The sequence below is a fragment of the Methylocapsa sp. S129 genome (genome assembly GCF_009765995.1).
Lineage (GTDB): Bacteria > Pseudomonadota > Alphaproteobacteria > Rhizobiales > Beijerinckiaceae > Roseiarcus.
Genome location: NZ_LMUI01000030.1, coordinates 367,387 through 382,268 on the forward strand (window position 1 = coordinate 367,387; position 14,882 = coordinate 382,268).

At 64.4% G+C, this 14,882-nt stretch carries 10 protein-coding genes; 7 read left to right on the top strand and 3 right to left on the bottom strand.

Going from position 1 to position 14,882, the window contains the following annotated elements:
• Window positions 1-112 precede the first annotated feature (112 nt).
• The 3 genes from GSQ90_RS19350 to rplS all read left to right on the top strand — a co-directional run bounded on the left by GSQ90_RS19350 (window position 113) and on the right by rplS (window position 2,409).
• Entirely contained in the window at window positions 113-730 is a 618-nt protein-coding gene (locus tag GSQ90_RS19350) for a GNAT family N-acetyltransferase (protein ID WP_158816516.1), read from the top strand.
• A complete protein-coding gene (gene obgE, locus GSQ90_RS19355; protein ID WP_158816517.1) occupies window positions 727-1,860 on the top strand; it encodes a GTPase ObgE in 1,134 nt (377 codons plus the stop codon). Before GSQ90_RS19350 ends, obgE begins: the two co-directional genes overlap by 4 nt.
• A 165-nt stretch (window positions 1,861-2,025) precedes the next feature.
• Window positions 2,026-2,409 carry a 50S ribosomal protein L19 gene (gene rplS, locus GSQ90_RS19360; RefSeq protein ID WP_158816518.1) on the top strand — a complete coding sequence of 128 codons (384 nt, stop codon included), beginning with the start codon at window positions 2,026-2,028 and terminating at the stop codon, window positions 2,407-2,409.
• A 15-nt stretch (window positions 2,410-2,424) separates the two neighbouring features.
• Here the strand turns inward: rplS and GSQ90_RS19365 are convergent, their stop codons facing one another.
• Window positions 2,425-4,389, bottom strand: a complete 1,965-nt coding sequence (locus GSQ90_RS19365; protein WP_158816519.1) for a bifunctional diguanylate cyclase/phosphodiesterase — start codon at window positions 4,387-4,389, stop codon at window positions 2,425-2,427.
• 446 nt (window positions 4,390-4,835) lie between these two features.
• Between GSQ90_RS19365 and GSQ90_RS19370 the strand changes: the two genes are divergently transcribed.
• A complete protein-coding gene (locus GSQ90_RS19370) occupies window positions 4,836-7,082 on the top strand; it encodes a primosomal protein N' (protein WP_158816520.1) in 2,247 nt (748 codons plus the stop codon).
• A gap of 66 nt (window positions 7,083-7,148) precedes the next feature.
• On the opposite strand, the gene GSQ90_RS19375 is transcribed toward GSQ90_RS19370, so the two are convergent.
• Together GSQ90_RS19375 and GSQ90_RS19380 are read right to left on the bottom strand one after the other, a co-directional pair.
• Window positions 7,149-7,565: a type II toxin-antitoxin system VapC family toxin gene (locus GSQ90_RS19375; RefSeq protein ID WP_158816521.1), complete on the bottom strand. Its 417-nt coding sequence runs from the start codon at window positions 7,563-7,565 to the stop codon at window positions 7,149-7,151.
• A 1-nt stretch (window position 7,566) separates the two neighbouring features.
• Window positions 7,567-7,800, bottom strand: a complete 234-nt coding sequence (locus tag GSQ90_RS19380) for an AbrB/MazE/SpoVT family DNA-binding domain-containing protein (protein ID WP_158816522.1) — start codon at window positions 7,798-7,800, stop codon at window positions 7,567-7,569.
• Window positions 7,801-8,129: 329 nt separating this feature from the next.
• Between GSQ90_RS19380 and GSQ90_RS19385 the strand changes: the two genes are divergently transcribed.
• The 3 genes from GSQ90_RS19385 to GSQ90_RS19395 are packed head-to-tail and all read left to right on the top strand — an operon-like array spanning window position 8,130 to window position 14,825.
• A complete protein-coding gene (locus GSQ90_RS19385; RefSeq protein WP_158816523.1) occupies window positions 8,130-11,435 on the top strand; it encodes a DUF2126 domain-containing protein in 3,306 nt (1,101 codons plus the stop codon).
• Entirely contained in the window at window positions 11,425-13,947 is a 2,523-nt protein-coding gene (locus GSQ90_RS19390; protein WP_158816524.1) for a circularly permuted type 2 ATP-grasp protein, read from the top strand. The genes GSQ90_RS19385 and GSQ90_RS19390 overlap by 11 nt, the downstream gene beginning before the upstream one ends.
• Window positions 13,944-14,825, top strand: a complete 882-nt coding sequence (locus GSQ90_RS19395) for a transglutaminase family protein (protein ID WP_158816525.1) — start codon at window positions 13,944-13,946, stop codon at window positions 14,823-14,825. The genes GSQ90_RS19390 and GSQ90_RS19395 overlap by 4 nt, the downstream gene beginning before the upstream one ends.
• The last annotated feature ends 57 nt before the right edge of the window (window positions 14,826-14,882 follow it).

Here is a 14,882-nt window from a genome sequence, read left to right on the forward strand (position 1 = left end):
CTCGAAAAGTCCGGTAGGCCCAAGAGGCCTGCAAGGGGAAGTGGGGCTCCACTTCCCCTTCGTCGTTACGGGGCGCAGTTTGCGCTGAGCCCCAGTTGGACCGGAGCCGCCTATGTTTCCCGATATAGCTCGCGACGACGTCTTTCGCCTGGAGACGAAGCGGCTTTGGCTGCGCTGGCCGCGCGTCGCCGACGCCAAGGCGATCGAGCGTTATTCCAGCCGTTGGGAAGTCGCGAAAATGACGGCCCGCATCCCCCATCCGTATCCGCCCGGCGAAGCCGAGCGTTTCATCTTCACCGCGCGCGAAGCCAATGCTTTGGGCCGCGACCTCATTCTCGTCATCGCCCCCATTCGCGGCAAACGCGAACCGATCGGCATGATCAGCCTGGAGAGCCGCCTGCAAGGGCGCCTGACGGTCGGCTACGCCCTCGCCCCCGAAGTCTGGGGCAAGGGCCTCGCCACCGAGGCCGCCCTGGCGGCGATCGAAGCGGGCTTCACGCTGACCGGCGCGATCGAAATGCTCGCCACGGCGCATGTCGAGAATCCGGCCTCGCGCCGCGTGCTCGACAAATGCGGGTTCGCCCATAGCGGGACGGGACTGGAAGGCGCGCCGGCGCGCGGCGGCATGGTACCCTGCGATCGCTTCCGCCTGGAGCGCGCGGCCTGGGCCAGCCGACGCGCGCCGGCGCCCGGCGCCTTGCCGCCTGACGAACAAAGAGCGACGCCATGAAATTTCTCGATCAGGCCAAGGTCTATGTCCGCTCCGGCGACGGCGGCGCCGGTTGCGTCTCGTTCCGGCGCGAAAAATTCATCGAATTTGGCGGACCGGACGGCGGCGACGGCGGGCGCGGCGGCGACGTCATCGTCGAATGCGCGAAGGGCCTCAATACGCTGATCGATTTTCGCTATCAGCAGCATTTCAAGGCCAAGGTCGGCGTACACGGCATGGGCAAGAACAGGGCCGGCGGCCGCGGCGCCGACGCCATTCTCAAGGTTCCGGCCGGCACGCAGGTGTTCGACGAAGACGGCGAGACGCTGCTGGCCGATATGAAGAACGAAGGCGACCGGGTCTGCATTGCGCGGGGCGGCAATGGCGGCTTCGGCAACGCCCATTTCACCACTTCGACCAATCGCGCGCCGCGCCGCGCCAATCCTGGCGAAGTCGGCATCGAACGCACGTTGATCCTGCGCCTCAAACTGATCGCCGACGCCGGCCTTGTCGGCCTGCCCAATGCGGGAAAGTCGACGATGCTGGCGAGCGTTTCGGCCGCCAAGCCGAAGATCGCCGATTATCCCTTCACGACCTTGCACCCAGGCCTCGGCGTCGTGCGCATCGACGGACGCGATTTTGTGCTGGCCGACATTCCCGGCCTGATCGAAGGCGCGCATGAAGGCCATGGCCTGGGCGATCGTTTTCTCGGCCATATCGAGCGCTGCCGCGTCTTGCTGCATCTGGTCGATGCGACGGGCGAGAATGCCGGCGCGGATTATCGCACCATCCGCCGTGAACTTGCCGCTTACGGCGGCGGACTCAGCGACAAGGCGGAGATTGTCGCCTTGTCGAAAGTCGACGCCATCGACGAGGAAACGCTCAAGAAGCAAAGGGATAGGCTCAAGCGAGTCATGCGCGAATATGGGCCGGCGCTCGCCGAAGGCGTGAAGCGGGCGAGCCCGCTGGAGCTTTCCGCAGTGGCCGGAATCGGCGTGACGGAAGTTCTGCGCGCACTCGCAGGCGTCATCGACGCGAGCCGCATTCAGGACGCGGCCGTTGCGCCTAGCGAGGAACAAGGGTCGAGGAGCGCGGGGGCGCTATCTTCGCATCACGACCATTTCTACAACGAATCCGGCTTGCCAAAATGAACGCTGTTGATCTTCAGCGCTGATCGCATTTGTCGCGGACGCGCCAGCGTTGGCCTCGACACCAGCGCCGCTTTGGTGTAACAGCCGCCCCCTAACTGAAAACAGCGCGCCGAAGCGCTTCGCTAGACATATCGCTTGTTTGGCGTCACGGCATGGAGACATCTTATGAATATCATCCAGACGATCGAGGCCGAACAGGCCGCAAAGCTTGGCGCCAACGCCAAAATCCCGGAATTCCAGCCCGGCGACACCGTCATCGTCAACGTCAAGGTCAAGGAAGGCGAGCGCACGCGCGTTCAGGCCTATGAAGGCGTTTGCATCGCGCGCAATGGCGGCGGCCTGCAGGAAAGCTTCACGGTTCGTAAGATTTCCTATGGCGAGGGCGTCGAACGCGTATTTCCGGTGTTTTCGCCGATGATCGACTCGATCAAGGTCGTGCGCCGCGGCAAGGTTCGTCGCGCCAAGCTCTATTATCTGCGCGATCGTCGCGGCAAGTCGGCCCGCATCGCCGAACGCGTCGAGAATCAGGGCGCCAAAAAAGGCGCGTGACGCACTGACGTCCGCTTAAGCGATTTCCCGGGTGGGGCGGCGATCGTCCCAGCCGCAGTGATTGCCCAGTTCGGCCGCCGACATCGGGCGGCCGTACAGAAATCCTTGTCCGTAGCCGCAGCCCGCCAGCCAGGCCATTCGCGATTGCTCGGCGGTCTCGACCCCCTCGGCGACGATGGTCATGCCGAGCGCCCGGCCGAGCGCGACAATGGACTGGACGATTTCAAAGCCCTGCGGCGCGCGATCGATTTCGCGAATAAAGCACGGATCGATCTTGAGCTTGTCGAAACCGTAGCGCCGCAAATGCGATAGGCTGGCGTAGCCGGTGCCAAAATCATCGAGCGCAATGCGCACGCCGAGCGCGCGCAAGCGGCCGATCACCTCGAAAGTCTTGCTCTCGTCGGCGAGCATGACCCCTTCGGCGATCTCCAATTCCAGGCGCGAGGGCGCCAAGCCCGATCGGGCGAGCGCGCGCTCCACCGTCTCCACGATATCGCCGCGCAAAAACTGCACGGGAGACAAATTGACCGCGACATGAATATGCTCCGGCATAGAGAAGGCGTCCCGGCAGGCGAGATCGAGCATCCTGCGGCCAATGGCGGCGATCAGGCCCGTCTCTTCGGCAACCGCCATGAAAACGCCAGGCGAAGCGAGGCCGAGCCGGCCATGGCGCCAGCGGGCCAGCGCCTCCACACCAATAATTTCGCCGGTCGAAAATTCGACGATGGGCTGGTAATGGGGCTCGAACTCGTCGCGCTCGATCGCTTCCGTAAGATCAATCTCAAGCGCCAGACGTTCGCGATTCTCGCGATCCATCTCTTCATCGAACAGACGCGCCACGGCGCGCCCCCCTATTTTAGCGCGATTGAGCGCGACATCGCTCCTGCGAACGATTTCATCCGCGTTCCAGCCGTCGCGCGGCGCGATTGCGATGCCGACGCTCGCCCTGACCACGATCGAGCGCCCCTCGAGCAAATAGGGCTGACTTAAAGCATGCAGCGTGGCCTCGGTGATGTCGATTACGCGTTTGCCAATAGCCTCGCCCTCAACGATCATCAGGAATTCGTCGCCGCCCAGACGAGCGGCGAAGACGCCGGACTCCTCCTTTGTCATAGCCGCCAATCGCTCAGCGACGCAGACGAGGAGCGCATCGCCGGCAGCATGGCCAAGCGTGTCGTTAATCGTCTTGAATCGATCGAGATCGAGGCTGAACAGGGCGACCTCGCGCCCGGGCTCGCCCAGCTTGGCGAGCGCCTGCGCCAACATCTGTCTGAAATGGAATCGGTTCGGCAAGCCCGTCAATCCGTCATGATTGGCGAGAAATTCATATTTTTTCGTCGCTTCGATTTGCTTTTCATGCATCAAGCGAACGAACCGGTTTTGCCTTCCCAGCATCGCAATGAGGCCGCAACTCGTCAGGAGAAGCCCGATATTGAGGGCCACCGTTTCGAATTGCTGATCACGCAATTGCTCCTGGCGGCGAGCGGCGATCTCGCCATTGGCTGCGAGAGCTTGCGCCGCCAGCGATTGGACGCCCGGCTCCAGTTTTTCGCCAAGCGCGGCGGCTTTGGCGGCGTTTGCATCATCCTCGATATTGGGGATGAGCGGTTCGAGCGACGCGATCGTCCGATCGAAAAAATCTGCCGCCATCTGGGGGGTCGCAGCGTCCGCGACGAATGCGCCAAAATCGCCATGGCGAAAGTCTTTTCCACGCTCGGCCAAAGCGGCGTAGTCGGCCCGAACGCTGTTGGCGCGGTCCGCGGTCCGCTCTCCCAGATAGCGCGCGATATCCCGGTTGAAAGACGCGAGATCAACCTTCGCCTCCTGTGCGACGAAGGCAAGTTCAAACCGCGAGGCGCGCTCGATCCCGGCGGCGACATGCACCTGCTGGATCGGGATATAGATCGCCGCCGCCGCAAATTCGATCATGACGAGGACGAGCAACAGAAATATCCTGTCGACGTCTTTGAGTCTGCGCATATCAGGTCGCCCTTCGTTCGGTCGTCAGGCGAGGCATTCGTCAGCGCTGGCGGCGGCAAAACTTCTTCGACGGGAAATCCGGATCGGCATTATCGGCATAGGCGACATCCGATGCTCTCACCCTCCTTCTCTCCGTCGGCGACCGGTAGAAAGAAATTGACGAGCTCGACGCGAATCGGCGCGCCTGACGGCCAATCACCGTGAATGGCCAAAGCAAACAAGACGCTGAATCTCATCGTGGCAATCCCTCGCAATAAAAGCCGCCCCGCCCGGGAACTGTCCCTACCAAATTTGACGGCGCGCGGTTCGGCGATCCAATATCGGGCTTTAAATTCTCTTACGTCGGTCATAGAATTTGCGTGGCGTTTGCCTGAAGTCCTTGAACTCAAATGCATCGCGCCAAAATTAGGCGCCACCGGCAATCGCGAAGTGCTAGACCTCGCGTCATGATCGGCGATTACAATCACGGAGCGACCGCGCCAAATGGCGTCGCCGACATTCTCGCGCCCGTCGCGGTCGATATTGCGTACAGCTATCGCATTCCCGCCGGCGCGCCTCTTCAGCCTGGTCAGTTCGTCGAAATTCCGCTGGGCCGCAGTCATGCGACCGGCGTCGTCTGGGCTTTGCGCGAGGGAGCGGGCGGCGATAATTTAAAATCCATTGCGAAGCTTCGCGATTGGGCGCCGCTGCGCAAACCTCTGCGCGATCTCATCGATTGGGTTTCGCGCTGGACGCTGGCGCCGCGCGGCATGGTGTTGCGCATGGCGACGCGCGCGCCCGAGGCCGCCGGACCGCCCGCCGCGCGTTTTGGCGTGCGCAAGACAGGCAAAGCGCCCGAACGCCTGACGCCGGCGCGCCAGCGCGTTCTCGCCGCGCTTGGCGACGACACGCCCCTCGCCAAATCCGCGCTCGCGGAGGCCGCCGGATGCGGGACGGGCGTCATCGACGGGCTGGTCGACGACGGCGCCTTGGAAGTGGTCGCTTTGGCCCCCGAGCCGATCGCAGAAATCCCGGATCCGGACTTCGCGCCGACCGCGCTCGAACCCGACCAGGCGCATGCGGCGCAAGTTTTGGTCGAGGCGGTAGAGAAAGGCGCGTTCAGCGCGACCCTGCTCGAAGGCGTCACCGGATCGGGCAAGACCGAAGTCTATTTCGAAGCCGTCGCGGCGGCGCTCCGCGCCGGACGGCAGGCTCTGATTCTCCTCCCCGAAATCGCCTTAACCGCGCAATTTCTCGATCGCTTCGCGATGCGTTTTGGCGCGCGCCCCGCTGAATGGCATTCTGGCGTTCCCGCCCGGCGGCGCGAGCGTCTCTGGGGCGCCGTCGCCAGCGGCGAAGCGCGCGTCGTCGCTGGCGCCCGCTCGGCTTTGTTTTTACCCTTCGCTGCGCTCGGCCTCATCATCGTCGATGAGGAACATGAAGGCGCCTATAAGCAGGAAGAAGGGGTCGCCTATAACGCGCGCGACATGGCGGTGGTGCGCGCAAGGCTGGAAGGCGCGCCGGTCGTTCTGGCTTCGGCGACGCCCTCGATCGAAACGCGCGTCAACGCCGAACAGGGCCGCTATCGCTGGCTCAAGCTCGCCTCGCGATTTGGCCAGCGCAAGCTGCCTCTGCTCGCCGCGATCGACCTGCGCCGCGAAGGACCGCCGCGCGGGCGCTGGCTGTCGCCGCGCCTGATCGCCGGCATCGAGGAAGGACTCGGGCGAGGCGAACAATCGCTGCTGTTCCTCAATCGGCGCGGCTATGCGCCACTGACTTTGTGCCGCGCCTGCGGCCACCGCTTCCAATGCCCCAATTGCGCGGCTTGGCTTGTCGAGCACCGCTTTCGCCGCGCTTTGCTTTGCCATCATTGCGGCCATGTCGAAAAACGCCCCGACATCTGCCCGACATGCCAGGAAGCCGACAGCCTGACGGCCTGTGGGCCCGGCGTCGAGAGACTCGCGGAAGAGGCGCAGACATTGTTCCCGCAGGCGCGGTTGCTCGTTTTGTCGTCCGATGTTCCCGGCGGGCTGGAACATCTGCGCCATCAATTGGAAGAAGCCGCGCGCGGCGCCTATGACATCATCATCGGCACGCAGCTCGTCGCCAAGGGCCATAATTTCCCACTGCTGACGCTGGTCGGGATCGTCGACGCCGATGTCGGCCTCGCCAACGGCGATCCGCGCGCCGCCGAACGCACCTTTCAATTGCTGCAGCAGGCGACGGGTCGGGCGGGACGCGGCGAAAAATCCGGGCGAGGACTCATTCAGACCTGGCAACCCGAACATCCCGTCATCGCCGCCTTGCTGTCGGGCGACGTCGAGCGCTTCTACGCTCAGGAAACGCAGGAGCGCCGCCGCGGCGACCTGCCGCCATTCGGGCGCCTCGCGGCCATTGTGGTTTCAGGCGCCGATCGCGGCGGCGCGGAGGCCTATGCGAGAGCGCTGGCGCGCACCGCATTTTCGCTGAGCGCGACCGATCGCTGGCGCCTCGCGCCGGCCGGCGGCGAATTGCAAGAAGGCGAGATGCTGCTGCTTGGCCCCGCGGAAGCCCCGATCGCGATGTTGCGCGGACGCTGCCGCTTTCGGCTGCTCGTCAAAGCGCCGCGCGCTTCCGATCTGCAGGGCTTCCTCCGCGCGCTGCTCGCAGCAGCGCCGCCGCCGCGCGGCGGCGTGAGGGTGGCGGTGGATGTCGATCCGCAGAGTTTTATGTGAAGGGCGAGGGCGCGAAGGAGGCGTCGGCAGCTTGCGGGCGAAGCCTGATGATGATCAGCGCTATGCCTATGGTGTGGCTTCTGGAGCAATCAATGACAGCCTCGGATAGTAAGTGCGATAACGCACCGCGTCGCGCGTCAACAATTGATAACCGGCGACGGCGGCATGGGCGCCGATAAAGAAGTCGGGAAGCGGCGACCGCTTTATTCCTCCTTGTCGCCGATAGGCCAGAAATGATTTCCCCGCGAGAAAAGCGGCCTCGTAGGGAATCGCCTCGCGATCGAATATTGCTTTGGGCAGCGCCGCGTCCAGATCCTCAATCCGGGAATACCGCGCTGAAACCTCGGCGTAGATCACCGGATTGATGACGAGACGAAAACTGTCGGCCGCCTTTTCCACCGCCGCCGCCGACCACGAGAACCATCGAGCGTCCTCGCTCATCAAATCAAGCAGGACGTTGCTGTCGATCAATACGGCCGTCATCTCATTCGGCGCGGGTGAGCGCCATGATGGCGTCCGTGCTCATGGCGATATCGCCGCGTCCTCGCAAATGGGCGACGACGCGGGCTCCCCGGCTGTCCTTGTTTCTAACGGCGGCGGGAACGATCCGCACGACTTTGCCGTCGAATTCAAAATCAACTTCCGTGTGCGGCAACAGACCCGCCTGCTCACGAATTTCAACCGGGATCGTCACTTGCCCCTTTGATGTGATGCGCATGCCCATTTCCTTACTCTTATACGTAAGAGTAAGGAAATGGGCATGCGCAAGCAAGGGGGGGCGGCGGACGTGAGTCTCTTGGATCGTCCTTTATGTGTTTAGCCGATCGCTCCGGAAACGCGCTCGATCAAGCGAGGCAAGGAAAACCATACGGTACTCCAACTCACGCCCCCATCGATCACATCGCAGGCTCCTTGGCGCGAATTTAGGCAATCGCGCTGGCAGGCGCTGCGACGCATTGACATTCGCAACCGCCTGCGGGCCAAATCGCTGCGTAGATGTTTCGGGCAGCCGCGCTGGCGTCGAACCCATCTCATGAAAGGTGCGCTTTGGCGATTCTGGTCGGACTGCAGCACGTCACGCGCTATATCTACGATCGCCCTGTCGCGCTCGGCCCCCAGACCGTTCGACTGCGGCCGGCGCCCCATTGCCGCACGAAAGTGCCGAGCTATTCGCTGAAAGTCACGCCCGCCAATCATTTCGTCAATTGGCAGCAGGACCCGCATGGCAATTGGCTGGCGCGGTTCGTCTTTCCCGAGAAGGCCGAGGAATTCAGCGTCGCAGTCGATCTCACGGCCGAACTCGCCGTCATCAATCCGTTCGACTTTTTCGTTGAGCCTTATGCCGAGGAATTTCCTTTCGCTTATCCCGAAGAATTGAAGGCGGAGCTTGCCGCCAATCTCGTTGCCGAGCCGGCGGGCCCCTTGCTGACGCAATTCGTCGCCGGCCTCTCCAAGGAGAAGACGCGCACGATTCCGTTTCTCGTCGAACTGAACGCTGAGCTGCAAAAGAAGATCGCCTATGTCATCCGAATGGAGCCGGGCGTGCAGGAGCCCGACGAGACGCTCAAGCTGGGGTCGGGCTCGTGCCGCGATTCGGCCTGGCTGCTGGTGCAGATCATGCGGCGGCTCGGCCTCGCGGCGCGATTCGTGTCGGGCTATCTGATCCAGCTCAAGGCCGATGTCGATCCGATCGAGGGGCCGATGGGCACGGATCGCGATTTCACCGATCTGCACGCCTGGGCGGAGGTCTATATTCCCGGCGCCGGATGGATCGGCTTCGACGTCACCTCCGGCCTGCTGTGCGGCGAGGGCCATCTGCCGCTTTGCGCGACGCCGCATCACCAATCGGCGGCGCCGATTTCCGGCGTGGTCGAGCCGGCGCAGGTGACGTTCGATTTCAGCATGCGCATCGAACGCCTGCGCGAGGCGCCCCGCGTCACGCTGCCCTTTTCGGACGAGGCCTGGGGCAAGCTCGACGCGCTCGGCGATCTCGTCGATCGCGATCTCGTCGCCCAGGATGTGCGCCTCACCATGGGCGGCGAGCCGACCTTCGTCTCGATCGACGATTATGATGCGCCCGAATGGAACACGGCCGCCGTCGGCCCGACCAAACGTGCGCGCGCCGAGACGCTGATCCGCAAATTCCAGCAGCGCTTCGCGCCCGGCGGCTTCCTGCATTTCGGGCAAGGCAAATGGTATCCCGGCGAAAGCCTGCCGCGCTGGGCCTTTTCGCTTTACTGGCGCAAGGACGGCCAACCGATCTGGAGGGATCCTGCGCTGATCGCCGGCGTGGCGACGCCAACGTCGCTGACGGAGCAGGACGCGCAAGCGGTGGCGACCGAATTGGCCGAACGGCTGGGCATCGACGCCGATTATATCGTGCCCGCCTATGAGGACGCCGCCTATTGGCTGCTGAAGGAAAACGCGCTCCCCGTCAATGTCGATCCCTCCGATCCCAAGATCGACGATCCGGAAGAGCGCGCGCGCATGGTGCGCACGTTCGAACACGGCCTGTCGCGCCCGACCGGCTTCGTGCTGCCGATCCAGCGCTGGAATGCGGCGGCGTCGACGCGCTCGCGCTGGATCAGCGAACGCTGGCCTTTGCGCCGCGGCAAATTGTTTCTGATGCCCGGCGATTCGCCGGTCGGCTATCGTCTGCCGATGAAGGCTTTGGCCTTCGTGCCGCCCTCCGCCTATCCCTATATTCATCAGCAGGACCCGTTGGAGCCGCGCGGGCCGTTGCCCGAGCCGCGGCATTTCCAGCAGGCCGTCAGTGTGCCTCAGGCGCAGGCTGGCGATCAGCAGGCCATCTCGGACCAGGTCGCTGAGGACGGCGCCGTGCGCACCGCGCTATCGATCGAGCCGCGCGACGGCGTTCTCTGCGTTTTCATGCCGCCCGTCCCCAAGCTCGACGATTATCTGGAACTGCTCGCCGCCGTCGAAGAAACCGCGCGCGACAAAGGCATGCCGGTGCGCATCGAAGGCTATGTGCCGCCTTACGACCCGCGCATGGACCTCATCAAGGTCACGCCCGACCCCGGCGTGATCGAGGTCAATATTCATCCCGCCGCGACATGGCGCCAGGCGGTGGAGACCACAACGGCGATTTATGAAGACGCGCGCCAGACCCGGCTTGGCGTCGACAAATTCATGAACGACGGGCGCCATACCGGCACCGGCGGCGGCAATCATGTCGTGCTCGGCGGCGCCAAGCCGGAGGATTCGCCGTTCCTGCGCCGGCCCGATCTGCTCGGCAGCCTGATCGTCTATTGGCAGCGCCATCCCTCGCTGTCCTATATGTTTTCAGGCCTGTTCGTCGGGCCGACCAGCCAGGCGCCGCGGCTCGACGAAGCGCGCGACGATCAGCTTTACGAGCTCGAAATCGCGCTCGCCAATCTGCCGCAGCCGGGCGAAGCCGCGCCGCCGCTCTGGCTCGTCGACCGGCTGTTCCGCAATCTGCTCACCGACGTCACCGGCAATACGCATCGCGCGGAAATCTGCATCGACAAGCTCTATTCGCCCGATAGTCCGACGGGACGCCTCGGCCTCGTCGAATTCCGCTCGTTCGAAATGCCGCCCGACGCGCGCATGAGCCTCGCCCAGCAATTGCTGCTGCGCGCGCTGGTCGCCTGGTTCTGGCGCGAGCCGCAGCGCGGCGCGCCGATCCGCTGGGGCACGTCGCTGCATGACCGGTTCATGCTGCCCCAATTCGTCTGGGAAGACTTCCTCGGCGTGCTCGCCGACCTTGGCGAGGCCGGCTACCGTTTCGAGCCCGAATGGTTCGAGGCGCAGCGTGAATTCCGCTTCCCAGTCTATGGCCGCGTCGATCATGGCGGCGTCGAAATGGAAATCCGCCAGGCGCTCGAACCCTGGCACGTGATGGGCGAGGAGAGCGGCGGCGGCGGAACCGTGCGTTATGTCGATTCGTCCGTCGAGCGCCTTCAGGTCAAGACGAAGGGGCTGACATCAGGGCGTCATGTCATCGCCTGCAACGGCCGCAAAATGCCGATGACCCCGACCGGCGCCGCGGGCGAGGCGGTCGCCGGCGTCCGCTTCAAGGCCTGGAAGCCGACCTCCGGCCTGCATCCGACCGTCCCGGTGCATTCGCCGCTGACGTTCGATATTCTCGACGCCTGGAGCGGGCGCTCGCTCGGGGGCTGCGTCTATCATGTGTCGCATCCTGGCGGGCGCAATTATGATACGTTCCCCGTGAATTCCTATGAGGCGGAGGCGCGCCGACTGGCGCGGTTCCAGGATCACGGTCATACAGGCGGCCATGTTCCGATTCCCCCTGACGAGGCGAGCGGCGAATTTCCCATGACGTTGGATCTGCGGAGAACCCTTGGCCGCTAAATCCCGGTCCGCGACAGAGCAGCGCGACGCCGCGATCGATCGCATTGCCGCCTGGACGAAGGACTACGTTCCCCTCCCCGGCACGCCCGATGAATTCATCGGAGGCGACGGCGCCGTGCGCTCTCACTGGCGCCATTTGCTGAATGCGCTCGCCGGTTTGGACCAGGACGCGATCGAACAGCGGTTCGAGGCCGCGGACCGGCGCATTCGCAATATGGGCATGTCCTATCGCGTACAGGGCGAAAGCGCCGAGCGAAGCTGGCCGCTGAGCCGCATGCCCCTGCTCATTCCCGAAGCCGAATGGCGCGAGATCGCGCGCGGCGTCGAGCAACGCGCCGAATTGTTCGAGCGCGTTCTGACCGACGTCTACGGCGACGGCGCGCTGGTGAGGGAAGGCGTGCTGCCCGCCGCCGCCATCACCGGCTCAGCCGATTTTCTCGCCTCGATGCGCGGCGTCGCGCCGCCCGGCGGGCGCTGGCTGCGCCTCTATGCCGCCGATATCGGCCGCGGACCTGACGGGCGCTGGTGGGTGCTCGGCGACCGCACGCAAGCGCCTTCGGGCTCGGGCTACGCGCTGGAGAACCGGCTCGTCGTTTCGCAGGCCTTTCCCAGTCTCTACAGCGAGATGAATGTCGAACGGCTGGCGCCGTTCTTCCGCGAATTTCGCGCAGGGTTGCGCATGAGCGCGCAGCGCTCCGGCCCGCGCATCTGCATTCTGACTCCGGGCCCCTGGAGCCAAACTTATTTCGAACAGGCCTATCTCGCGCGCTATCTCGGCTTTCTGCTCGTCGAGGGCGGCGATCTCGTCATGCGCGACGGCCATATTTTCGTGCGCACGATCGCGGGATTGAAGCGTGCCGACGTTTTGTGGCGTCATGTCGACGCCGACTGGTGCGATCCGGTCGAACTCAATCCGGCCTCGCGCATCGGCGTGCCGGGCCTTGTCGACGCCATTCGTGCGGGCGCCGTCGCGGTCGAGAATATGCCCGGCGCGGGCCTTCTCGAATCGCGCGCCTTGCTCGGCTTCATGCCGGTCCTCGCCCGCCGCCTGCTCGGCGCCGATCTCGAGATGCCCAGCATCGCGACATGGTGGTGCGGCCAGGCCGCCGAGCGCGACAAGGTGCTCGCCTCGCTGGGCGAGATCGCGATCGCCGGCGCGTTCGGCGATCAGGTTCCCGGCTTTGGCGACGAACGCAGCGTCATCGGTTCGCAGCTTTCGGCCGCCGATCGCGCGCGTCTCGCGCAAGAGATCGGCGAGCGCGGCGTCGATTATGTCGGCCAGGACATCGTTCGCCTTTCGACGACGCCGCGGTGGGAGAAGGGACGCCTGGTGCCGCGCCCCTTCGTCCTGCGCGTCTATGCCGCCGCCACGCCGGAAGGCTGGCGCGTCATGCCGGGCGGCTTCTGCCGCATATCCGATCAAACGGACGCGCGCGCCGTCTCGATGGGCCAGGGCGTCGAATCGGCCGATGTCTGGGTGCTCAGCGACAGCCCCGTCGAAACGACGAGCCTGTTGCCGTCCCCCGAAAAGGTGCGGATCGTTCGTCTGCTCGGCAATCTTCCCAGCCGCGCCGCCGACAATCTGTTCTGGTTCGGCCGTTATCTCGAACGCGAAGAGGCGACGCTGCGGCTGGTGCGCTGCATCTGCACGCGCGCCGTCGATCCCGATACGCCGGCCAACAGCGCGCGCCAATCGCTGGAGAAGCTGAAGGCCCTGCTGGTCGCCTGGGGCGCCGCGCCCTATGGCATGGCCAAGGCCCCTTCGGCGTTGGCGAGCGACGCCGCATTGCGCGAGGAGAACAGCAACGGTTCGGCCCTGTCGATCGCCAGGGCCGCGCGCCATGCCGCCTCCGTCATTCGCGAACGCCTGACGCCGGAAACGTGGCGTCTGATCGGGCGCCTCGAATCGGTCATCGTGGAAGCGCCGGACCGTGCGCTTTCCGAGCCTGAAATCATCGATTGCACGGAAGAGGCCCTCACGACGATCGCGGCGCTTTCCGGCCTCTTCGACGAAAACTTCAATCGCGGCGCCGGATGGATATTCTATGATATGGGGCGGCGCATCGAGCGCGGCATCAACACCTGCCGCCTGACGCGGCAATTCGCCGGCAAGACCGCGAGCGCCCATAATCTCGACGTTCTGCTCGACCTGATCGACTCGCAGATCACCTATCGGTCGCGCTATCTCACGGGCGTCGCGCTCGGGCCGGTGCGCGATATGGCGCTGCTCGACCCGTTCAATCCGCGCAGCGTCGCCTTTCAGGTCGCCTCCATCGACGATCACATCGCGGCTTTGCCGATTCTGCGCCAGGACGGCATGCTCGAAGAGCCCAAGCGTCTGTCGATGCAATTGCGTGCCGATCTCTCGACGCAGGATGCGGAAGAGATCGAGGATCAGGCCATTCTCGGCCAGGAGCAGCGGTTGATGAAGCTCGCCGAAGCGATCGCCGTCCGCTATTTCCTGCAAGGCGCCCATCACGCGCGCGCCGAACACGTCACGGGCCTCGCTTGATCTACGATGTGCGTCATCTCACACGCTATCGCTATGAGGCGCCGGTCGCGGCCAACACATGCACGCTGAGATTGCTGCTCCGCTCGATCGATGGCCAATCCGTGCTGGCGAGCCGGATCGATGTCGCGCCCACCCCGAACGAATGGAACGAACGCGTCGATATTTTCGGCAATCGCGTCGCGCGCATGCGCATCGAAAAGCCGCATCGGGAACTGGTCATCACATCGACGGCGCGGGTCGACGTGCACCGTCCCGCGCCGCCAGCCCCTGGCCTCACGCCCGCCTGGGAGAGCGTCGCCAGGGATGCGACCGCGTCGGCCTCGCTGGCGAGCGATTCCCCGGCCTTCGCGCTTTATGCGAGCCGGCTCGTCGGGATTTTTGAGGCGGCGACCGATTACGCGCGCACCAGTTTCTCGCCACGCCGTCCGATCTATGAAGCGGCGCTCGAACTCAACGGGCGCATCAAGGCGGACTTCGCCTATGACACAAAGTCGACCGGCGTCACCACATCGCCCGCCGACGCCTTCGCCAAGCGCAGCGGCGTGTGTCAGGATTTCGCCCATGTGATGATCGCGGGACTGCGCGGGCTCGGCCTACCTGCTCTCTATGTCAGCGGCTATATCCGGACGGTCCCGCCACCCGGCAAAGCGCGCCTCGCCGGCGCCGACGCCTCGCATGCCTGGGTCTCAGTCTGGTGCGGACAGGAATTTGGCTGGCTCGGTCTTGATCCGACCAATGCGATCGCGGAAGGCGACGATCATATCGTCATCGCGGTCGGGCGCGATTATTCCGACGCCGCGCCGGTCGAAGGCGTCATTCTTTCGTCGGGCGGACAAAAGCTCGATGTCGCGGTCGACGTCATTCCGGTGCGAGGATAGGTCGGCGCAAATTTCCTGAGCACGCGGCCGACCTTGATGTTCGCTTCATCGAAGATG

Coding starts and splice junctions, on each gene's coding strand:
- GSQ90_RS19370 (WP_158816520.1), top strand. CDS start 4,836: ATGATCGGCGATTACAATCACGGAGCGACCGCGCCAAATGGCGTCGCC.
- GSQ90_RS19380 (WP_158816522.1), bottom strand. CDS start 7,800: ATGCGCATCACATCAAAGGGGCAAGTGACGATCCCGGTTGAAATTCGT.
- GSQ90_RS19365 (WP_158816519.1), bottom strand. CDS start 4,389: ATGCGCAGACTCAAAGACGTCGACAGGATATTTCTGTTGCTCGTCCTC.
- obgE (WP_158816517.1), top strand. CDS start 727: ATGAAATTTCTCGATCAGGCCAAGGTCTATGTCCGCTCCGGCGACGGC.
- rplS (WP_158816518.1), top strand. CDS start 2,026: ATGAATATCATCCAGACGATCGAGGCCGAACAGGCCGCAAAGCTTGGC.
- GSQ90_RS19375 (WP_158816521.1), bottom strand. CDS start 7,565: ATGACGGCCGTATTGATCGACAGCAACGTCCTGCTTGATTTGATGAGC.
- GSQ90_RS19350 (WP_158816516.1), top strand. CDS start 113: ATGTTTCCCGATATAGCTCGCGACGACGTCTTTCGCCTGGAGACGAAG.